Raw genomic sequence first — 20,357 nt, forward strand, 5'->3', positions numbered from 1 at the left:
GCGGCCGCCGGTCTTGTCCCGTGGCCCTGTGGAAGCGACAATGAAGCATTAACCTTAATGCTTGGTGAAGATCGCTTCCCCGGCGGGTCGGCAGGCTCGTCGGCGCTATCGGATCAGGCGGAAAAGCGGTTCCCGCTTTTCTTCCCCGTGCCGGGTCAGATGATCACATGCGAGCCCAGTTCCACCACCCGGTTGGTCGGCAGGCGGAAGTAATCGGAAGGGTCGATGGCGGCATTCGCCATGGCGATGAACAGCCGGTCCTGCCAGTGCGGCATGCCTGATTTGGCGTCCGGCACCAGCTTGCGCCGGCCGAGATAGAAGGAGGTCGACATGATGTCGAACTTCAGCCCCGACTTGCGGAACACGCCCAGCGCCTGGGAGACATTCGGTGTTTCCATATAGCCGAAGCGCATTTCCAGAAGGCCGAAACGGTCGGAAAGGCGGCTGGCGCTGACGCGATGCTCGATCGGCACCATCGGGGTGTTGGTCGTGCGGATCGTCAGGATGTAGTTCTGCGCATGCAGCACGTGATTGTGCTTGATGTTGTGCAGAAGGGCGGCGGGCGTGGAGTCCGGCTCCGAAGTCAGGAAGATCGCGGTTCCGGGAACGGCCACTGGAGCGTGGGCGCTCTCGCGCTCGATCGACTTGATGAAGGAGGCGAGCGGAATGTCGGTGTGGCGCGTCTTGTCGCGCAGGAGCTGCGTGCCGCGCACCCAGGTCCACATTAAGACGACGCAGCCGGCGGCGATCATCACCGGGATATAGCCGCCATCATGGATCTTCAGCAGATTGGCACCGAGGAAGACCAGCTCCAGGAGCAGGAGCGGCACGAGCAGCGACGCCGCCGCCCAGACAGGCCAGTGCCAGCGCAGGCGTACGAATTCAAAGGCGAGCAAGGTCGTCACCACCATCGCGCCGGTGACGGAGATGCCATAGGCGGTCGCCAGCGATTCGGACGAGCCGAACATCAGCACCAGCAGCATCACGCCGAACAGCAGCACGGAATTGACGTTGGGCACATAAATCTGCCCGGTCGAGACCCGCGAGGTGTGGAGAATGGCCATGCGCGGCAGGAAGCCGAGATTGATCGCCTGGCGGGCGAGCGAGAAGGCGCCCGTAATGACCGCCTGGCTGGCGATGATCGTCGCCGCCGTGGCCAGCAGCACCGCCGGCAGCAGCGCCCAGTCGGGAAACAGCAGGAAGAACGGATTGTCCATCGCCGCCGGATCCTTCAGCACCAGCGCGCCCTGGCCGAGATAGTTCAGCGCCAGCGAGGGGAAGACCACGGCGATCCAGGCGAGCTGGATCGGCCTGCGGCCGAAATGGCCGAGATCGGCATAGAGCGCCTCCGCCCCTGTCACCGTCAGGAACACCGCGCCGAGCACGACGAAGCCCGCCGGGCCTGACTGCAGCAGGAAGGTGATGGCATAGGCCGGATTGAAGGCGGCGAGAATGCCGATATCGTCCCGGATATGCGACAGGCCGGCGAGCGCGATGGCGATGAACCACACCAGCGTGATCGGCCCGAAGAATTTCGACACGCGATCGGTGCCCTGCGACTGGACGGCGAAGATCATCACCAGGATGATCACCGAGATCGGCACGACATAGTGCTCGAAATGCGGCGCGACGAGCTTCAGCCCTTCCACCGCCGAAAGCACGGACAGCGCCGGCGTGATCATGGCATCGCCGATGAACAGCGCCGCCCCGGCGACGCCGGTGAAGAACAGGAAGGAGACCGCCCGCCCCCGCGACTTCATCAGAAGCGCCAGCAGCGACAGCGTGCCGCCTTCGCCATGATTGTCGGCGCGCAGCAGGAACAGCACATATTTCAGCGTGACGATGATCGTCAGCGTCCACAGCACGAGCGAGACGAGGCCGATGATTTCCAGCCGGCTCAGGCCATCGCCGGCCACGGGGCGCAGCGCCTCGCGAAAGGCATAGAGGGGGCTGGTGCCGATATCGCCATAAACGACGCCGATCGACCCGAGTGCCGCGCCCAGCAGTTTCTGCGGCCCATGCGCAGGCTCATGCGCGCCATGCGCGGTGGAGCCTTCGGCGGGGCTGGAGGACGGGGAAGCGGATGAAGACATGATCGATATCCCTGCCTCAGGCGGTGGCGGCGTGGCGGACGCGCACCACGCCTGCTTGCGGCGGCAGCTGGAGGAAAGAAGGGTGCGCGCTACCGCGCATCAGGCCGGACATGTGGGGTTTCACAGCCATCCCTTCCAGCGAAAGATGAAAAACGGAACGATGGCCGAGATCAGCATGGTCATAAGCGCCATGGGGTAGCCGAGGTGCCAGTGCAGCTCCGGCATGATCTCGAAATTCATGCCATAGATCGAGGCGACCAGCGTCGGCGGCAGGAAAACCACGGAGGCGATCGAGAAGATCTTGATGATGGCATTCTGCTCGACGCTGATCAGGCCCAGCGAGGCATCGAGCAGAAAAGTGATATTGCCGAAGATGAAGCCGGCATGTTCGGACAGCGACTGGATGTCGCGCGCCACGACCAGCACCAGTGCCTGCGCCTCCTTTTCCTTCTCCATGAACGGGGCGCTCTGGAGGAAGACGACGAGACGCGCCAGCGAGGCGAGACTGTCGCGCGTCTTGGCGATCAGCCGGTGATGGAGCGCAACATCGAGCAGCCGCGCCTCCAGATATTGCGGCGGCCGGCGCTTGCGCCCGGTGTTGCGGTCGAACACCTTGAAGGAGAGCGCATCGAGCTTGGCGACAGCCTCTTCCAAGATCTCGGCCGTGCGATCGACGATGGTTTCCAGCAGCCGCGCAGCCAGGATGACGCCGCTGGGGCAGCCGCCCTGGATGCGCGGCATGGCCGCGCGAAACAGGGCAAAGGCCCGGGGCTCATCATACCGCACGGTGACCAGCCGATTGCCGGTCAGCACGAAGGCGACATCGGTGAGAACGGGATGTTCGCCCTCGGCGCGGCAGACGAGCGAGGCGGTCATGAAGATTGCGCGGTCGGTCATGTAGAGACGGCTCGAAGGCTCGATGTCCTTCAGGTCTTCCCGGGTCGGCACCTCGATGCCGAGCAGGCGCTCGGCAAGCGCATCCTCCTCGCGCGAGGGCCGCAGAAGATCGATCCAGACGATATCCTCAGGCAGGGCGTCGATCGGATGGGCGGGATCGAGCGCAAGGCTCTCGCCCCGGGCATCATAGAGCACGATCATGCGCCTGCGCTCCACAACCACGAGATCGCCAAGAACGCGGCATGTGCCGGAAAAGAAAAAGGCAAAGCCGGCATCGGCAAGACCCGCTCTGTCATGGAAAGGCTTTCATCGACGAGGCCATGTGCATCTCCGGCTGAAACAGGCTTGCCCAAAATGCATCATCCCGTTGGTTTCGACGCGTTGCCCGGAGCGAAGCGGACATGACGTTCAAAGGCCTTGCAACATCCGGCGCCGAAAGCGGCTCAACGCGGAGACCGTCACATTCACGCTCTGGCTCGCAGCCCCTGCTCCGGATCGATCCTGATCGCGGCAATCCGGCATCGTCAGAGCGTGACGCGCTCCGATACGCTTGCCGCCGCCCCGAACGGGAAAGCCCGGCGCCCGCGACCCGGCGTCAAGCGGCGGCGCCAAAGAGCGACACCCGCCGAAAGCGCAGGGCATATGACCCAATGCGGCGACGAAATCAACCGCCGCCCGCACCTTTTGCCATGTTTTCGTCGCAGGCGTTAAAGCGGGCGGATGTCGGAAACCCTGTCCTGAGCGGCAGCCAGCACAGGCGGCGAGGCCCTATTCGAAGACGATGCGCGGCGCGACCCGTCCCGAATCGGCCGCGCGGGCGGAGACCTGTTCCCAGACCTTGGTGGCGATGGCGCGATAGATGCGCGCGGGCTCGCCCTCCGGCTCCGACACCACGACCGGCGTTCCGGCGTCCGAGGTCTCGCGGATGCCCATGGTCAGCGGCACGCCGCCGAGGAAGGGCACGCCGATGCGGTGCGCCTCGCGCTCGGCCCCGCCATGGCCGAAGATATCGTAGCGATTTCCGGTGTCGGGAGCGATGAAATAGCTCATATTCTCGACGATGCCGAGCACCGGCACCTCGACCTTGCGGAACATGGCAAGGCCCTTGCGCGCATCGATCAGCGCCAGATCCTGCGGGGTGGAAACGATGACGGCCCCGGCCAGCGGCACTTGCTGGGCCATGGTCAGCTGCGCGTCACCCGTGCCGGGCGGCATGTCGACCACGAGCACGTCGAGATCGCCCCATTGCACCTCGCGTAGCATCTGCAGCAGCGCCGACTGGATCATCGGCCCGCGCCAGATCATCGCCACCTCCTCATCGACGAGGAAGCCCATGGACATGACCTTGAGTCCGTAATTCTCCATCGGGCGGATCAGCTTGCCATCGACCTGCTGCGGCCGGCCGCTGAGCTTGAGCAAGCGCGGCATGGAGGGGCCGTAAATATCCGCGTCGAGAATGCCGACCTTCAGCCCATTGGTCTGAAGCGCAAGGGCGAGATTGACCGAGGTGGTGGACTTGCCGACGCCGCCCTTGCCGGAGGCGACCGCGATGATGGCGCCGACGCCGGGAATGCCGGCCTTCTGCGCCGCCGTCGGCTGGCGCGGAGCGGCTCCGCCGCCTTGAGAGGGGGCCGCATGCGCATGTCCGGTATGGCCGTGGCCCGCGTGAGAATGGCCCGCATGGGAATGAGCGGTGGGGGAATGAGCGGCAGGGGATGCGGCCGGGGCCGGCCGGGGGGCGACCTGCCCTGCCCGCCGGTCGGCCGTCAGGGCCACCATGGCGCCCTTTACCCCGGGAAGCTCCTTGACGCAGCGCTCGGCCGCTGCCCTCAGCGGATCGAGTTCGCGGGCGCGCTCGGCGGGAACGGTGATCGAGAAATAGACCTTGTCGTCGGAGATGAAGACATCGGAGACAAGGCCCAGATCGACGATATTGCCCTCGAGGTCCGGCCCGCGCACCGCCCTTAGCGCGTCCAGAACGATCTCCCGCGTGACCTGCGCCATGTCCAAACTCCTTGCCTTTGCGTGCTGGGGCTGCCTCTGCCAGAGCCGGCTGTCCCCCGATCCGCAGGATGCGCTCCGGGATCGCGCCCTGCGGCGCTGCCCCTTGGTGAGGCTCGTACATAATGGAGGCGGCAGGCCGCGCCAAGAGACCGGGCGCGAGACGGAAGGAGCAGATGCGACAAAAGCATGGAAGCAAGAGCGGGCCGGGCGGAGCGCCGGCAAATGGGAGCGCAGGCAAGCGCACCAGTTGACGAAGCGGGCGGCCTCACCGCAAAGCTTCGATGATGTGCGAAAACAGCCGCAGTCAAAAAAAAGAAAGGCCGCCTTCCGCCCCGGTGTCCGTACATCCGGGAACACCAGGGCGAAAAGCGGTCTTTTGTTCGCGCTGCCTTCATGGGCGCGCTTTGTTCGTTCAGGCCGGGCGCCGCGCGGATCGACACGCGCCACCCCAAGTCCCCTCTGGACCTGGTGATAAAGAAGCAGGAAACGTGCCAGATCGAAAGAACGCCTGCGCCAAAGGGCCGCCGCTACAGCATCTATCGCCCAACTCCGCCGCCTGCCTGCACACTAAGCAAAGCCATGAGGCAGCTGCCCGCTCGACAGGCAGAAGCCGATCAAGCGCGGCGCGATATCTCAGAGTCGCTGCCCGTGCTTGAAGTCTTTGCATTTTCGCATGTCGTCATCGCAGAACCGGTGGCCAGTTTTCGGTCCGATGCCCTAGCGGACATAGCCCAGCCGGATAGCCTTGACCACGGCCTGGGTGCGGTTGACGGCGCCGAGCTTGCGGGTCACGTGATTGAGATAGTGGTTCACCGTATGCTCGGAAAGGCCGATGATCGAGGCGATCTCGGCGCTGGTCTTGCCGGCCGCCGTCCAGTTCAGACATTCGATCTCACGTTCGGTGAGTTCGAGTCCATTGTCGCGCAGCACCACGCCGATTTCGGCGAGGCGATTGTAGACATGGATCGAAATCATCTGCAGTTCCATGAGTTCGGCCATGGAAAAGCTGTGCCGTGCACCGAGAAAAATGACGACCCCCCGGCTGCCATCAGCATAATGGACCGGAAAATAGTTCGACTGCTCGATCTGGTGAACAGCCAGGATCTTCATATGCTGGGCGAGTTCTTCGCTCGGCACGCTTTGCCGATACCAGTCGTCCAGGTCGAACTGGAAGGGCGTGGCGGTTTCCCGCAGCCTTTTCATGCCGCCGCTCGAATGCAGCAGGCCGGCCTTGTCATAATGCGCGGTCAGCTCGACCGGAACATTGGAAACGATCGAGGCGCCCGCCAGCGTCTCCATTTCCACGGTCGGGACGCGGGCGATCATGAAGTAGCGGAAGCCGAAGGCCTGAGCCTTACGCTTCATGAAGCGGATGACATCGAATTGCGTGCGCAGTTGCGCAACTTCGCTCGCCATCTGCTCTGGTCTGGCCGACTGCTCCGGCCGGGCAGGCTGCTCTTGCACAGCGTCGCCGGCCGCCGGTTTCTGGTCGATCATATCCTGCTCAGTCTTTCCCCGCGCGTTTTTTTCCGGGCGACGCGCAGGGGCGCCGTCCGTCGTCTTGCCCGACATCAGTGAATCAAGCCCGCACGCATAGCCTGCGCCACGGTCTGCACGCGATTGACCGTGTTCAGCTTGCGGCTGGCGCGATTGAGGTAATGATTGATGGTATATTCCGACAGATTGAGGATCTGCGCCATTTCCAGCGTCGTCTTGCCGGCCGCAGCCCAGCTCAGGCACTCGATCTCGCGGCGCGACAGCCGCTCGCCGGCGATCTGCTCGCGCCGAATGGCGCACAGCCTGGCGAAAAGATCGGCAGCGGTGAAAGTGAGGATCTTCATCTCCTCATGACTGACAGGCTCGCGGTCGCCACCGAAGCCGACCACGCCGCACTGGCCGCGCGCATCATGCACCGGAATATAGATGCCGCGCTTCAGGCGCGCATGCGCGAAAAACTCGAGGGCAGCATCGCTCTTCTCATCTTTGCGCGGGAGCAGACCGATGTCGAAGACGAAGGGAACGGTGGAGCGGCGAAGGCGCTTGATGATCGGGCTGCCGGTAAACAGGCTCGCGGCATCATAGCGGCGCAGCAGCGTCGCCGGCCAGTCCGTCATCATCACAACCTCTGAAAGCTGGCGCACCGTGGCGCCGGGCAAGGCCATCACCAGAAAGTGACGAAAGCGATGTGCCATGACCAGGCTTTGAAGCGTCGTGAAAATGTCCGCCTCCGTCGTCGGCGGCTCGGTGCGGCTGGCAATTTCCAGCGCCCCTCGGTCCTGTCTCGTGACGTCCATGAAGACCCTCAAACTTTACCGCATGCGTCGATCCCGTCCCAGATTCGACATCATCCGCTATTAACAGCTTACATTGTCTGATGACAGATATCGCGTCCGCCGCCTGTCATAAAGGGGGCGCAACGTACGATTTCCGTCGTGTTTCCTGCAGTTTCAACCGGTCTTTATTCAGAAACCGCGCATATCCGGTCCAAGTGCGACCGATAGATCATCGCTAAGCGCTCGGGCGGCCGAAGAAACGGCACCAGACCACGCTTCAAGCTGCTCCATGCTGACACGGTAAGCAGGTCCCGTCACGGACAGCCCCCCGACGAGATTGCCCTGCACACTATGCACAGGCGCCGCCACGCAGCGAATCTCCTTTTCGTGTTCTTCCCGGTCGAAAGCATAACCGCATCGGCGAATCGCCTCCAGATCGCACAAAAGCGACGAGCGGCTGGAATGGGTATTGGCCGTGAATCGCTCGAAGACCATGCACGAAAGAAGCGAGTCGAGCGCCGCAGGCGGCAGAGCCGAAAGGGCGGCCTTGCCAAGTCCGGTACAGTAAGCCGGCGCGGAGCGCCCGATGCGCGAGTCCATCCGCACGGTCTGGCGGCTCTCCACCTTGTCGATATAGACGATCTCGACACCGGAGAGAATGCCGACATGCACCGTCTCGCCCGTCGCATCATGCAGCCGGCTCAGATAGGGACGCGCCAGCGTCTTCACATCGTTGCGGCTCCAAGCGCGATGCGCCAGCTTGAGCAGGCGCAGGCCCGGCTCGTAGCTCAGATCCGGTCGCTGACGCAGCAGGCCTTCGGCGACGAGATGGCAGAGCTGCCGGTGCAACGATCCGCGCGGCTGGCCGCAGCGATGCAGGAGATCAGTGAGCCGCAGCGGACGGTCGGCCATGGCCACAAGCTCCAGAAGCGCCATGGCCTTGCCCAGCGTCCCCGTGGCGCTCCGGGCGGCGGCATCCTGCCCCGCATCGTCTTTCTCGCCTGCCGCCATCGGCCGAGCCGCCCTTTCCATGCGCACTGGACTATCGGGATGCGCCAGATTTCCGTCTTCAGAGCGGATCGTCCCGAAGCCGGCTTGATGCTTGTCCGTCCGCAATCCGCGCAGTCTGTCAAACCAGTACCCCAGCCAGGACCCGAGCGCGTCATCACGCCAGCGGACGCGGCCTGTCATGCTGCCAGCCTTGACAAGGCGTCCTGTCACGGCAGATATTCCAGATAACAGAAGTATATTCCATATAATGGAACAGTTGGCGATAATGCGCAAGGGAGGCGCGCCCGATGAGCAAAACCGTCTGCGCGCATCATCCCGATCTTTCGGGGTGCGGCGTGCTGATCACCGGCGGCGCGTCGGGCATCGGTGCGGCGCTCGTGGAGGGCTTCGCCCGACAGGGCGCCCGCGTCGCCTTCATCGACATTGATGCATCAGCGGCGCAGGCGCTGGTTGAACGGCTTTCGCCGGGCCTTGCCCATCCGCCGCTCTTTCTCCATGCGGATCTCAGAGACACGGTGCGCCTGCACGCTTGCGTCAGGCAAGCGGCAGAGCAGCTCGGCGGGCTGCGCGTGCTGGTCAACAATGCCGCGCGCGACGACCGCCATGATCTGGAGACGATGGAGGAGGCGGACTGGGACGAGGCGCTGGACATCAATCTCAAGCCGCTCCTCTTCACCGCCAAGGCCGCCGCGCCCTATCTGCAAGCCTCGGGTGCCGGCGCCATCGTCAATTTCTCATCGATCGCCTACCTCCTGAACATGGGGGAGCTGCCCGCCTACAGCGCCGCCAAGGCCGGCATCATCGGGCTGACGAAATCGCTGGCCGGACGGCTGGGACCGAAAGGCATCCGGGTCAACGCGCTCCTGCCGGGCATGGTGGTGACCGAGCGGCAGAAGGCGCTCTGGCTGACCGACGGCGCGATCGCCGCCATGATCGACCGGCAATGCATCAAACGCAGCCTGGTGGCCGACGACATGGTCGGCCCCTGCCTGTTTCTCGCCTCGCAAGGCGCTGCGGCGCTGACGGCGCAGGCCATCATCGTGGACGGAGGGGTTTTGTGACGACTGAGGCAATCTATGCGGCGGTGGACTGGGGCACGACCAGCTTCCGCCTCTGGCTGATCGGCGCGGACGGCACGCCGCTGGCCGAGCGGCGCGCGGGCGAAGGCATGACCACGGCAGCGCAAGAAGGCTTTTCCGCCGTTCTGGAGCGGCATCTGGCCGCGCTGGACGCGCCGGCCCATCTGCCGGTAATGATCTGCGGCATGGCCGGCGCGCGCCAGGGCTGGATGGATGCCGGCTATCTCGACGTGCCGGCCCGGCTCGACGCGATCGTCGGCCGCGCGGTCACCGTCCCCGACCCCAACCGCGACATCCGCATTCTGCCGGGTCTTGCGCAACGGCTCGAAGCGGCGCCGGACGTGATGCGCGGCGAGGAAACCCAGCTTATGGGGGCGGCGGGCGATCTCGGGCCCGGCAGCCATCTCCTGTGCATGCCCGGAACCCATTCCAAATGGGTGCGCCTGCGCGACGGGGCGGTCGAGGGCTTCTCGACCTTCATGACCGGCGAGCTCTTCGACGTCATCGGCAAACAGTCGATCCTGCGCCATGCGATCGAGGGGGCAGGCCCCTTCGACGGCAGCCATCCGGCTTTTCTCGATGCGGTGAAGACCGCCTGCATCTCGTCGGCGCGCTTCAGCAACCTGGTATTCTCGCTGCGCTCGGGCCAGCTTCTACATGGCCTGGATGCGACCTCGGCCAAGGCCCGGCTCTCGGGCCTTCTGATCGGGCTTGAAATCGCCGGCGCGCGCGACACCGCGCCGGATGCTCTCCATGTGCAGCTCATCGCGTCGGGCGCCATGGCGGCGCTCTATACGGCGGCGCTCGAGGCCGCCACGCTTGGCGCCACGGTGATCGATGCCGATCAGGCTGTGCGCCGAGGGCTGCATGCCGCCGCCAGCGCCGTCTGGCCATCTTGAGGAGTGTTATGATGTCCCGTATTCCCTTTCCGCCCATGCGCTATCCGCTGGTCGCTATTCTGCGCGGCCTGAAGCCGGAGGAGGCCGAGGCCGTCGTCGGCACGCTGCTGGAGGCAGGCCTGCGCGCCATCGAGATCCCGCTCAATTCGCCGGATCCCTTCCGCTCGATCGAAATCGCCGCGAAAATGGCGCCGAAGGATGCGCTGATCGGCGCCGGCACGGTGCTGACCACGGAGGATGTCGATCGGCTCGATCAGGTCGGCGGCCGTCTCTTCGTCTCGCCCAATGTCGATGCGCCCGTGATCGCGCATGCCGCTTCCAAGGGCATGGTGACGCTGCCCGGCGTCTTCACGCCGACGGAAGCTCTGGCTGCCGCCCGGGCCGGCGCGACCGGTCTGAAGTTCTTTCCCGCCAGCGTGCTCGGCGCTTCCGGCATCTCCGCCATCCGCGCGGTCCTGCCGAAGGAGCTGGAGATCGCGGCCGTCGGTGGAGTCTCGGAGACCGACTTCGCCGACTATGCGAAGATCGGGGTCAAGAGCTTCGGCCTCGGCTCCAGCCTGTTCAAACCCGGGATGACGGCGACGGAGGTGCGCGCACGCGCCGACGCGACCATCAAGGCCTATGACGCCGTCTACGGAGCATGACGACGATGACCCTCGAAACCGAATTTGCCGGCCGCATCCTCTTTGACGAGACGCTGGAGCTGGGCGAAGGCCCGAGCTACGACCCGGACACCGGCACGGCCTGGTGGTTCAACATCCTTGGCCGCGAACTGCATTCGCTGCATCTGGAGAGCGGCCGCCACGCGGTGCAGTCCCTGCCCTTCCTCGGCAGCGTGCTGGCCCGAGTCGATGCCGAGAGCCAGGTGGTGGCGAGCGATCAGGGCCTGTTCCTGCGCCATCGCGCCGACGGGCGCTTCGAGAAGCTCCTGACGATCGAGGACAATCCGGCCAACCGCTCCAATGACGGGCGCGTGCACCAGAGCGGCGCGCTCTGGATCGGCACCATGGGCCGCAAGGCCGAGGACAAGGCCGGCGCGATCTATCATGTGGCGCGCGGCAAGGTCACCCGTCTGATCGGCGACATCACCATTCCCAATGCCATCTGCTTCTCGCCCGACGGCGCCACGGCCTATTACAGCGACACCATGGCCAACCGGCTCTATAAAGTGGCGCTCGATCCGGCGACGGGCCTGCCGACCGGCGCGCCGACGCTGCTGGCTGAGGAAGGGCAAGCCGAGGGCGGGTTCGACGGCGCGGTCTGCGATGCGCACGGCCGGCTGTGGGTGGCGCGCTGGGGTGCCGGCGCGGTCGATGTTTATGACGCAGACAGCGGCCGGCGGCTCGAACGCCACCATCTTCCCGCCAGCCAGACCAGCTGCCCCGCCTTCATCGGCGCCAAGGCGGACCGGATGCTCGTCACCTCTGCTTATGAAGGCATGGATGCCGCCGCCCGCGACAAGGATCCGAATGCCGGCAAGACTTTCGAGCTTGGCCGTTCGGTCGAGGGAAGGTTCGAGCCGGCCTACATTCTCTGAGCACGGCGGTACTCGCATGCTTTTCGGCGCCGCACCGCAAAGGTTGTGCGGCGCCAGCGCGCTGGACACGCAAATCTCACGAAGAGGTGACCGAAACGCCCGCATCGCTCGTCCCGCATTTTCCGAAAGTTCCATGCAATTTCGCTGATTCCACTCGATTTTCGTCGACATTTTTATCGGAACCAGTTCCAGCCTTTGGCGTTCTCAAGGCATCACCGGTGCGGAAACGAACCCGCGCCCTGATCGACAAAGAACAAGGAAAGGTAGGTTGGAAATGACCAAGAAACTCACTGCTTCTGTTGCCGCAGGCGCCCTCTTCGCCGGTCTCGTCGCTTTCGCTCCCGCAAGCTTCGCGCAGGACGCCGCTCAGCCGGCGCAGCCGAACGCCATGCAGCCCGCGCCGATGACCAATGACGCCACCACCGGCCAGATGGGCGACAACGCCGCCAAACCGCTTGCTGGCCAGGCTGCCGATGCCGGCGCCAAGACGGGCAACTACATTACCGAGCAGGGTGCAAACCAGGTTTCGGCCAACCGCTATATCGGCCAGTCCGTTTACAACTCCAATGACGAGAGCATCGGCGAGATCAACGACGTGATCTTCTCGACCGACGGCTCGGTCGAGGCAGCCGTGATCGGTGTCGGCGGCTTCCTGGGTATCGGCGAAAAGAACGTCGCCGTTCCGCTGGAAACCATCACCATAGCCGAAGTGCCGAATTCCAACGACATGAAGCTGACCACGCAGGAAACCTCGGACTCGCTGCGCAATGCGCCGGAGTTCAAGACCCGCTCGCAGCAGATGGCGGAATCGAACAACGGCAATGTCGATGCCTCGACGACCTCGTCGACGGCGGCTCCCGCAGGCGGCGCAGCTCCGGCTCCGGCTGCTCCGGCGACCAACAACTGATCGGATAAGCCTTTACCCGATTGACTGCCTGACCGAGAAGAGCGGTGCCTGCCGGCGCCGCTCTTTTTCGCTATCTGGATGCGGCGAAGCTCTCGGCCATGATCTTGAAACACGGTCCCCGAGCCGACACCGCCCGGCGCGCGCTGGCAGCGCGTGAGCCCGGCGTCAGGCCTTTGTGTCTCCGCGCGCAAACGGTCCGTTGAGATCCTTCAACGTCGACGCGATATCCTTGGGCCTTCCATAGAAATAGCCCTGGCCCATATGGCATCCAAGCGCTTTCAGTTTCATCGCCTCGGCCGGGGTTTCGATGCCCTCAGCGACGACCTCGAGATTAAGGCCCACGCACATGGCGATGATCGCCTTGACGATCTGCTCGCTCGCATGGTCGTTAGCGATGCGGGAGACAAAGGAGCGGTCGATCTTGACCTTGTCGAAGGCGAAATCGCGCAGGCGGCAGAGGCTGGACTGGCCTGTTCCGAAATCGTCAAGCGCGACATGGATGCCCGCCGCCCGCATTTCCGCGACGATTTCCTGCGCCGTATCGGCATCAGCCATGACGGCGGTTTCGGTGATCTCGATGATCAGGCGGCGAGGATCGAAGCCGGTCTGGCGGCAGATGTTGACCACGGTCGAGGCGATCGACAGATCGACGAACTGGGCGGACGACAGGTTGAAGGAGAGGAAGATATCCTTCGGCCAGGCCAGCGCCGCGCGAAGCGCCTTGCGAAACAGCACCTCCGTCAACCTGTCGATGAAGCCGTGATCTTCCGCCAGCGGTACGAAATCGGACGGCGAGATGGTGCCGAGATCGGCATCATGCCATCGTGCAAGCGCTTCAAAGCCGACCAGGCGGTCGCCCGTCAGATCGACGATCGGCTGGAAATGCACATCCACCTCGTCGGCAATGATGGCATTGCGCAGCGCCTGCTCGATCTGCGTGCGCCGGCGCATTTCCAGTGCGATCTGTTCGCTGTAGATGGTGATCTGCGCCCGCCCGCGGCGCTTGGCGCGGTAAAGTGCGGTGCTCGCGCTTTTCATCAGCGCATCGAAATCATCCCCGGCAAAGGGATAGATCGCGAAGCCGAAGGAGGCCGAGAGACGGATGTGACGCTCGCCGATCTCGAAGGGTGCGGCCAGAACATCCTTGAGCATCAGGCCGACCTTCTCAGCCCCCTTCTGCTCGAACACCAATGGCAGCACGAAGCCGAACTGGTCTCCCCCCACCCGCACCACGGTGGCGCCATCCGGCAGGCAGGCTTTCAGGCGGTTGGCGACCTGGCGCAGAATATCGTCGCCCGCGCGCTGGCCGAGAAGATCGTTGATCGGCCGGAACCCGTCGATATTGGCAAGCGCGACGGTAAATGGCGCAGGATCATCCTGCCGTTCCGCGGCAAGACGGCGCACTTCCTGGTCCATCCATCCGAGATTGCCAAGCCCGGTCAGACCATCGGCCAGCCGGTCTCGCTCCGAAGCAGCTGCATGTTTTGGCTCTCGCGTGAGGAAGACAGCTGTCATTCTCTATCCGATTTGCGCATTTCCTGTCGTCGCGTGCATAAAATGCGGAGAACAAACTTAACAAAATCTAACCAGCGGGATCCCGCATTCTAACAGGATGCCCGAAAAATGACAAAAATTCAGGACGCAACGCGCCTCTGCAACGATAGATTTAAGATAGTCCTCCGATGAACAACTTTAGCCGGAAACAATGAGGAAAAGAATAGCGACGTTGGTTGTATTTTAGAGAATCGGGCAGGCGAACCCTGTCGACTTCCAGGAAAAGGTGCAGATAGTATGAGTAAAACTTGATATTATAAAATCAGCAGTAGTTTTATAATAGAAAAATGCGCTTATGGGTTTTGCCTCCGACGATCGATGGCGAAAGCAGACCACCAAAGCATCGAACTGAAAAGCATACGCCATGGTGCAGGACATACGGGCTTGCGCGCATTCGCGCCCCGTTCATCCGCCTGCCGCCACCCGAACGAGGGCGAGCCGTGGGTCTCATCCCTGGTCGGAGGCCCGAGAGGTCGGATGAGCGCGCCGGCCAGGGTCGCACAGCAGTACGTCATATCGTGTGGCCGCACGCGATCTTGTGCTCGCGGGTTTTGTTTTTGCGTCGGATTTCTCCGAGAACCTGAAAACGCTTTCGGTCCGATGCCTCAGGGCGCAATCCGTTCGGCGGCGGGCTGGCCGGCGGCGAAGCGGTGGAACAGCGCCTCCACGCGCTCCGGGCTGACGGGCTTCATCAGGCGGGCTGGAATGGCCAGCGCCGCCATCTCCGCGGCTTCCATATCGGCGGCCTGCGTGGTCACGATCACGATCGGCGTCGGCTCCTGCGCCTCCTGCTCCTCGCTCGCCCGGATCGTCCGGATGGCGGCATGGCCGTCCATGACGGGCATGGCGAGATCCATCAGGATGAGCTTGGGATGATGGCTGCGCCAAAAGGCCACGGCCTCCTCGCCATTGACGGCGATCTTGAAGGATAGGCCGAGCCCTTCCAGGATCTGGGCGAAGACGATCTGGTTGATATCGTTATCCTCCGCAACCAGGACATCGATCGCCGTCTGCGGCTGTGCGACAGGCGCAAGACCAGCGACCTGCGCATGAATGTCACCGACGACCTCCTGGCTGGAGAGACCTGCGGCCATGATCTGCGCGGCGAGGTCGCGCGGCGCCAGATGCAGCGAGACGGGCAGATGCGGCAGAGCGTCGAACGGCCCGGGCGGTGGGGCGCCCAGGCTCTCGTCATACAGGATCAAATTGGGCGAAAGCGCGATGCCGGCCAGCGCCTCGTTGAGATCCTTCAGCATCGCGAAGGAATTGACGATGCCGACATCGCAGGAGAGTTCGGCGAGCGCATCGGCAAAACGCCGCTCCAAGGTCGGACAAGTCGTCACCAAGAGAATGCGCAGCCGGTAGGCGACCTCGACCGGAAGCTGGATCGCCGGCGTTTCCACGAGGCTTGACACGTCGAGCGCCTTGAAGGGATCATAGAGGTTCTGCGCCGGCTCGAAGCGGTCGATCGCGCCGCGCGGCACAAGGGCCGCACCGCTGCCCTCCATGCCCAACGGTCCGAAGCCGTCGATCAGCGGCGTCACATCGCTGAAATAGGTGACCAGCAGACCATCCGCCGGCTTTCCCACCCGGAACTTATGGACGATTGTCCAGAGATCCTCGCCATCGGCGGTGACGATCTGCTGCGGGGCCACATGGCGCGTGCCGTTCTCAAGCACATCGCGGTCGCTGTTCTCATAGCGCTCGGCGAATTCGGCATCGACCAGATCCCAGACGGACCGGCCGAGCAGCGCCGACGCGCTCATGCCGTGCATGTCGCAGAAGGCCTTGTTGACGGCGACATAGTTTAAATTGCGGTCCTTGACGCACACGGCATTGGGCAGTTCGTCCAGAATCCGCTCCGTCAGCTCGACGCGCTCACGGTCCTGCTGAAGCTCTTCCTCATGCAGTTTCTGCTGGGTCAGATCGGACAGGAGGACGATGCCGATGCCATTGGAAAGGCGCCGATTGCTGATGCTGACCCAGCTGCGGCGCGCCATGCGCTCCACGCTTTCGAAGCGTTCACGCCAGTGCAGCGACAGCCGGTTGGAAATCCATTCCTCGCGGCCGACCCGCCGCCGGTTGCCTTCGACAGGGATGCCGGCTCCAAGCCCCGCATCATAAAGCGCGCCCAGATAGTCGCGCAGCCGGGTTCCCGGCTCCAGAAAGGACGGCGAGATCGGAAACAGGCCCAGCACGGCACGGGCGGCGAAGAGAAGTCGATCGTCCCGATCCCAGACCAGCACAGCCAGACCCAGGCCATTGGCCACCAGGTCGAGGATCATCGAGCTGTCCCGGGCGCGAGGCGCCGCATCATCCAACATTCCAGCGGCCCTTCAAAGTCTTACGCCACATGACGAACCTTCCTTGCGCGCGCGCTGCCGCTCAGCGACGCGCTGCATCCCAGGCAAAACCATGCTGACGGAAGGCGAGAAGCCTGCCGGGAAGTCTTGATCCGTTCATGTCAGCGCATGAAACCGGTCTTCCCGACCCCATTTCATGCGGGTCAGTGCTTGGAAGTTTTACAGTTTTTCCTTAAGCGGGGCTTAAGCGATGCATGCGAGTTCGCACGATGAAGCCATTAGCGGACTAAACAAGGCAGCAGATTCTCTCCTTGCGTCCGGTTTCGGCGCGGGGCCGCACAACGGGCCTTCCTGCCTTTTGCCGGGAAAGGTGCCGCGCCCGGTTTTCAAGCGGAGCGAAATCGGCGAAAATACGCCATGGTCATTCGTCAGCTGCCAGAGACACTCATCAACCAGATCGCCGCGGGCGAGGTCATCGAGCGTCCGGCAAGCGCCGCCAAGGAGCTGATCGAGAACGCGCTGGATGCCGGCGCCCGGCGCATCGAGATTGCCACGGCCGGCGGCGGCAAGACGCTTCTGCGCATCACCGATGACGGCTGCGGCATGAGCCCGGAGGATCTGACGCTCGCCGTGCGCCGCCATTGCACCTCCAAGCTCGATAGCGATCTCAATGCCATCCGCACGCTCGGCTTTCGCGGCGAGGCGCTGCCCTCGATCGGCTCGGTCTCGCGGCTGCGCATCACCAGCCGGCCGCAGGCCGCCGGCGAAGGGGCGGAAATCCTGCTGGAGGGCGGTCGGCTGACGCCGGTGCGGCCGGCGGCCGCCAATCGCGGCACGATCGTGGAGGTGCGCGACCTGTTCTTCGCCACGCCCGCCCGGCTGAAATTCATGAAGACGGAGCGGGCCGAGGCGGCCGCCATTTCGGAAGTCGTGCGGCGCATGGCCATCGCCTTTCCCGCCGTGCGTTTCGTTCTGTCGGGCACGGACCGCACCACGCTCGAATTCGCCGCCACGGGCGACGACCGGCTGGAGCGCATCGCCCAGGTGCTGGGCCGCGACTTTCGCGAGAACGCGCTGGAGATCGATGCCGAGCGGGAGGATGTCGCGCTCACGGGCTTCATCGGCCTGCCGACCTTCAACCGGGGCAATTCGCTGCAGCAATATGCCTTCGTCAATGGCCGGCCGGTGCAGGACCGGCTGATCTTCCAGGCCCTGCGCGCGGCCTATGCCGAAACCATTCCCCAGGGGCGCTACCCCGTCGCCGTCCTGTCGATCGCCATCGATCCGGCGCTTGTCGACGTCAACGTCCATCCGGCCAAGGCCGATGTGCGCTTTCGCGATCCGGGCCTGGTGCGCGGCCTGATCATCGGCGCCATCCGGCAGGCGCTGGCGACGGGCGGCGACCGGGCCTCGAGCACCGGGGCAAGCGGGCTGATGCGCGCCTTCCGGCCGGAGGGCGCGGCAAACTCCGCCGCCGCGCAGCCTGCCCGTCCCTTCGGCTTCCACCGCAGCGAGGCGCCACCGGGCGACTGGAGCCTGGAGCGCTCGCCCTATCGGCCCTATGCACCGGCGGGCGCCACTTTTGCGGGCGACCCTGCTGCGGCAACCAGCGCCTCTGCCCCCTCCGGCTCGCCGGACCCCTTCGGCGCGGGGCTTTCCGAGGCCTCACCCGCCCAAAGCTATGCCGACAGCGTCCAGGCCGCCTTTTCGAGCCTGCTGACGCCGTCCGCCCGCGCCGATGCGCCGCTGGCGCCGCCGGACCCGGAGGCGCTGCGCCATCCGCTCGGCGCCGCGCGTGCCCAAATCCATGAAAACTACATCGTCGCCCAGACCGAGGACGGGCTCGTCATCGTCGATCAGCACGCCGCCCATGAGCGCCTGGTGTTCGAGACCCTGCGCAAGGGCCTGCGCGAGCGGCCGGTGACGGCGCAGACCCTGCTGATCCCCGATATTGTCGACCTGCCGGAGGAGGATTGCGACCGGCTGATGGAACAGGCGGAGGCCTTCCGCCCGCTCGGCCTGTCGATCGAGCGCTTCGGCCCCGGCGCGATTGCCGTGCGCGAGACGCCGGCCATGCTGGGCAAGGTGGATGTGCCGGGCCTGATCCGCGGCCTTGCCGACGAGCTGGCGGAATGGGACACGGCCAATGGGCTCTCCGCCCGGCTGGAGCATGTGGCCGCGACCATGGCCTGCCACGGCTCCGTGCGCTCCGGCCGGCGGCTGCGGATCGAAGAGATGAACGCGCTTCTGCGCGAGATGGAGGCGACGCCGGGCTCCGGCCAGTGCAACCATGGGCGGCCGACCTATATCGCGCTCAAGCTTTCGGATATTGAACGTCTGTTCGGGCGCTCGTGACGCCCCGCGCGCATCCTCCCACAGGAGCGGGATTTGCATCAGTGACGGGCTATGATAGAGGCCGGGGCGCGCCGGGCGCGCGCATGATGAGGCGAGGTCGAAACAGCATGAACCGGTTTGAACCGAGCGGCGACAGGGAAGCCAAGGTCCGCTATCTCGACGGCGATTTCCAGATCGTCCTGCCGGGCAGCCATGTCGTCTGCGCCGTCACGGGCCGTGTCATCCCCATGGAGGAGCTGCGCTACTGGAGCGTCGCCCGCCAGGAGCCCTATATCGACGCCGCCGCCGCCTTCGAGGCGGAGAAGCGGGCGGGCGCGCTGCCCAACCAATAAGACAGGTCTCCTTCCGGCATCCTTTCCCTTATCGTCGGCTCGTTGTCGCGCCGGCCGCCGGTCCCGGCTGCGCCACACCCAGCAGCCGCAGTCGCCCCTGGCCCATCGCCTGCTCCACCAGCCGGCCGGGCGCGGCAGGGTCGTCGAAGGCCAGTTCCACCTCCACCACGGCGCTCTCTGCGGCAAGCCGCCCGGAAATGCCCGGGCCGGCGGCAAGGCGCACATGATCCTTGGCCGTGGTCACCAGTTGCAGACGGCCGGCCTTGGAACGCCCCAAAAGATCGGCGATCTCCTCCGTCGTCAACAGGTGATGATCGGCAAAGACCTGCCGGTCCACGATCTCCGCGCCGGCCTCGCAAAGGGTGGCGAAGAATTTCTCGGGATCGGCAATCCCGGCCCAGGCCAGCACGCGCGCACCTTGGAGCGATAAGGCGTCATGGCGTCGCAGCCGGGCCTGCAGCACCGGCTTGCCGGCCCGCGCCACCTGGCGCACGACGGGGTCAGCGCACGTCCCCTCCCCGATCTTCAGAAGCACGGAGAGCTGACGGATCTGTTCGGCCATCGGCGCGCGCAGCGGCCCCGCCGGCAATGGCAGCCCGTTGCCGATGCCGCGGCGGGCGTCGACCACGATCACGGCGAGATCGACGTGAAGCCGCGCGCTCTGGAAGCCGTCATCCATGATGATCAGGTCGGCGCCGCTTTGCGCCAGCAGCCGCGCGCCCTCGATGCGCGTGCGGCAGACCACGGTCGTGGCGAAGCGCGACAGCAGCAGCGGCTCGTCGCCGACCGCATCGGCCCCGTGCCGAGCAGGATCGACCAGGGTCGGCTGCTTGACCGTGCCGCCATAGCCCCGGCTGAGAAAGCCCGGCGTGTATCCCTTCTCGCGCGCGGCCTTTGCCAGCGCCAGCGCCGTCGGCGTCTTGCCGGCACCGCCGACGGTGAAATTGCCCACGCAGATGACCGGAAGCCCGGCAGCGCTCCGCGCCGCCCGACGCATGCGCCGGCCGGTGATGCGGCCATAGAGCCAGGCCAAGGGGCTGAGCCCCCAGGCCTTCAGCCCGCGCGGCTGCCACCAGAAAGCGGGTGCTTGCGAGACCATGAGCGTCCTTTTCA

The 20,357-nt window shown here is 64.8% G+C and carries 16 protein-coding genes; 7 read left to right on the forward strand and 9 right to left on the reverse strand.

Features of this window, described 5'->3' with window-relative positions:
- Positions 1-155: 155 nt before the first annotated feature.
- The 6 genes from BJF92_RS15775 to BJF92_RS15800 all read right to left on the reverse strand — a co-directional run bounded on the left by BJF92_RS15775 (position 156) and on the right by BJF92_RS15800 (position 8,278).
- Positions 156-2,093 (reverse strand): potassium transporter Kup, encoded by a 1,938-nt coding sequence (locus BJF92_RS15775; RefSeq protein WP_075635709.1) that lies wholly within the window; start codon positions 2,091-2,093, stop codon positions 156-158.
- 120 nt (positions 2,094-2,213) lie between these two features.
- Complete coding sequence (locus BJF92_RS15780; RefSeq protein WP_075635710.1) at positions 2,214-3,191, reverse strand: magnesium transporter CorA family protein; 978 nt, start codon at positions 3,189-3,191, stop codon at positions 2,214-2,216.
- Positions 3,192-3,758: 567 nt separating this feature from the next.
- Positions 3,759-4,994 carry an iron-sulfur cluster carrier protein ApbC gene (gene apbC / locus BJF92_RS15785; protein ID WP_075635711.1) on the reverse strand — a complete coding sequence of 412 codons (1,236 nt, stop codon included), beginning with the start codon at positions 4,992-4,994 and terminating at the stop codon, positions 3,759-3,761.
- Between the two features lie 717 nt (positions 4,995-5,711).
- Positions 5,712-6,491, reverse strand: a complete 780-nt coding sequence (locus tag BJF92_RS15790) for a helix-turn-helix transcriptional regulator (RefSeq protein WP_245294783.1) — start codon at positions 6,489-6,491, stop codon at positions 5,712-5,714.
- A 74-nt stretch (positions 6,492-6,565) separates the two neighbouring features.
- Positions 6,566-7,288: a helix-turn-helix transcriptional regulator gene (locus tag BJF92_RS15795; RefSeq protein WP_075635712.1), complete on the reverse strand. Its 723-nt coding sequence runs from the start codon at positions 7,286-7,288 to the stop codon at positions 6,566-6,568.
- 168 nt (positions 7,289-7,456) lie between these two features.
- Positions 7,457-8,278, reverse strand: coding sequence for an IclR family transcriptional regulator (locus BJF92_RS15800; protein WP_075635713.1), 822 nt, complete (start codon positions 8,276-8,278; stop codon positions 7,457-7,459).
- Between the two features lie 287 nt (positions 8,279-8,565).
- Between BJF92_RS15800 and BJF92_RS15805 the strand changes: the two genes are divergently transcribed.
- From BJF92_RS15805 to BJF92_RS15825, 5 genes are all read left to right on the forward strand, one after another.
- Positions 8,566-9,339 (forward strand): SDR family NAD(P)-dependent oxidoreductase, encoded by a 774-nt coding sequence (locus BJF92_RS15805; protein ID WP_075635714.1) that lies wholly within the window; start codon positions 8,566-8,568, stop codon positions 9,337-9,339.
- On the forward strand, positions 9,336-10,256 hold the full coding sequence (locus tag BJF92_RS15810) for a 2-dehydro-3-deoxygalactonokinase (protein WP_075635715.1): 921 nt from the start codon (positions 9,336-9,338) through the stop codon (positions 10,254-10,256). The genes BJF92_RS15805 and BJF92_RS15810 overlap by 4 nt, the downstream gene beginning before the upstream one ends.
- A gap of 11 nt (positions 10,257-10,267) precedes the next feature.
- Positions 10,268-10,900, forward strand: coding sequence for a 2-dehydro-3-deoxy-6-phosphogalactonate aldolase (locus BJF92_RS15815; RefSeq protein WP_075635788.1), 633 nt, complete (start codon positions 10,268-10,270; stop codon positions 10,898-10,900).
- A gap of 5 nt (positions 10,901-10,905) precedes the next feature.
- The gene (locus BJF92_RS15820; protein ID WP_075635789.1) at positions 10,906-11,793 is read left to right on the forward strand and encodes an SMP-30/gluconolactonase/LRE family protein; all 888 of its coding nucleotides are present in this window, start codon (positions 10,906-10,908) and stop codon (positions 11,791-11,793) included.
- 274 nt (positions 11,794-12,067) lie between these two features.
- A complete protein-coding gene (locus tag BJF92_RS15825) occupies positions 12,068-12,700 on the forward strand; it encodes a PRC-barrel domain-containing protein (protein WP_075635716.1) in 633 nt (210 codons plus the stop codon).
- A 165-nt stretch (positions 12,701-12,865) separates the two neighbouring features.
- Here the strand turns inward: BJF92_RS15825 and BJF92_RS15830 are convergent, their stop codons facing one another.
- Both BJF92_RS15830 and BJF92_RS15835 read right to left on the reverse strand, forming a co-directional pair.
- The gene (locus tag BJF92_RS15830) at positions 12,866-14,215 is read right to left on the reverse strand and encodes a putative bifunctional diguanylate cyclase/phosphodiesterase (RefSeq protein WP_075635717.1); all 1,350 of its coding nucleotides are present in this window, start codon (positions 14,213-14,215) and stop codon (positions 12,866-12,868) included.
- 644 nt (positions 14,216-14,859) lie between these two features.
- Entirely contained in the window at positions 14,860-16,539 is a 1,680-nt protein-coding gene (locus BJF92_RS15835) for a response regulator (protein WP_158032239.1), read from the reverse strand.
- Between the two features lie 435 nt (positions 16,540-16,974).
- Between BJF92_RS15835 and mutL the strand changes: the two genes are divergently transcribed.
- Both mutL and BJF92_RS15845 read left to right on the forward strand, forming a co-directional pair.
- Entirely contained in the window at positions 16,975-18,912 is a 1,938-nt protein-coding gene (gene mutL / locus BJF92_RS15840; RefSeq protein ID WP_075635719.1) for a DNA mismatch repair endonuclease MutL, read from the forward strand.
- A gap of 107 nt (positions 18,913-19,019) precedes the next feature.
- A complete protein-coding gene (locus tag BJF92_RS15845) occupies positions 19,020-19,244 on the forward strand; it encodes a DUF2093 domain-containing protein (RefSeq protein ID WP_075635720.1) in 225 nt (74 codons plus the stop codon).
- Between the two features lie 28 nt (positions 19,245-19,272).
- On the opposite strand, the gene lpxK is transcribed toward BJF92_RS15845, so the two are convergent.
- Positions 19,273-20,343: a tetraacyldisaccharide 4'-kinase gene (lpxK, locus tag BJF92_RS15850; protein ID WP_075635721.1), complete on the reverse strand. Its 1,071-nt coding sequence runs from the start codon at positions 20,341-20,343 to the stop codon at positions 19,273-19,275.
- Positions 20,344-20,357 lie beyond the last annotated feature (14 nt).

The sequence above is a fragment of the Xaviernesmea rhizosphaerae genome (genome assembly GCF_001938945.1).
In the GTDB taxonomy this organism is placed as follows: Bacteria; Pseudomonadota; Alphaproteobacteria; order Rhizobiales; family Rhizobiaceae; genus Xaviernesmea; species Xaviernesmea rhizosphaerae.

What these genes read in the sequence shown, in the direction of transcription:
- BJF92_RS15795 (WP_075635712.1), bottom strand. Translation starts at nt 7,288, where the DNA reads ATGGACGTCACGAGACAGGACCGAGGGGCGCTGGAAATTGCCAGCCGC.
- BJF92_RS15780 (WP_075635710.1), bottom strand. Translation starts at nt 3,191, where the DNA reads ATGATCGTGCTCTATGATGCCCGGGGCGAGAGCCTTGCGCTCGATCCC.
- mutL (WP_075635719.1), top strand. Translation starts at nt 16,975, where the DNA reads ATGGTCATTCGTCAGCTGCCAGAGACACTCATCAACCAGATCGCCGCG.
- BJF92_RS15775 (WP_075635709.1), bottom strand. Translation starts at nt 2,093, where the DNA reads ATGTCTTCATCCGCTTCCCCGTCCTCCAGCCCCGCCGAAGGCTCCACC.
- BJF92_RS15835 (WP_158032239.1), bottom strand. Translation starts at nt 16,539, where the DNA reads ATGATCCTCGACCTGGTGGCCAATGGCCTGGGTCTGGCTGTGCTGGTC.
- apbC (WP_075635711.1), bottom strand. Translation starts at nt 4,994, where the DNA reads ATGGCGCAGGTCACGCGGGAGATCGTTCTGGACGCGCTAAGGGCGGTG.
- BJF92_RS15815 (WP_075635788.1), top strand. Translation starts at nt 10,268, where the DNA reads ATGTCCCGTATTCCCTTTCCGCCCATGCGCTATCCGCTGGTCGCTATT.
- BJF92_RS15820 (WP_075635789.1), top strand. Translation starts at nt 10,906, where the DNA reads ATGACCCTCGAAACCGAATTTGCCGGCCGCATCCTCTTTGACGAGACG.
- BJF92_RS15790 (WP_245294783.1), bottom strand. Translation starts at nt 6,491, where the DNA reads ATGATCGACCAGAAACCGGCGGCCGGCGACGCTGTGCAAGAGCAGCCT.
- BJF92_RS15825 (WP_075635716.1), top strand. Translation starts at nt 12,068, where the DNA reads ATGACCAAGAAACTCACTGCTTCTGTTGCCGCAGGCGCCCTCTTCGCC.
- lpxK (WP_075635721.1), bottom strand. Translation starts at nt 20,343, where the DNA reads ATGGTCTCGCAAGCACCCGCTTTCTGGTGGCAGCCGCGCGGGCTGAAG.
- BJF92_RS15805 (WP_075635714.1), top strand. Translation starts at nt 8,566, where the DNA reads ATGAGCAAAACCGTCTGCGCGCATCATCCCGATCTTTCGGGGTGCGGC.
- BJF92_RS15830 (WP_075635717.1), bottom strand. Translation starts at nt 14,215, where the DNA reads ATGACAGCTGTCTTCCTCACGCGAGAGCCAAAACATGCAGCTGCTTCG.
- BJF92_RS15800 (WP_075635713.1), bottom strand. Translation starts at nt 8,278, where the DNA reads ATGGCGGCAGGCGAGAAAGACGATGCGGGGCAGGATGCCGCCGCCCGG.
- BJF92_RS15845 (WP_075635720.1), top strand. Translation starts at nt 19,020, where the DNA reads ATGAACCGGTTTGAACCGAGCGGCGACAGGGAAGCCAAGGTCCGCTAT.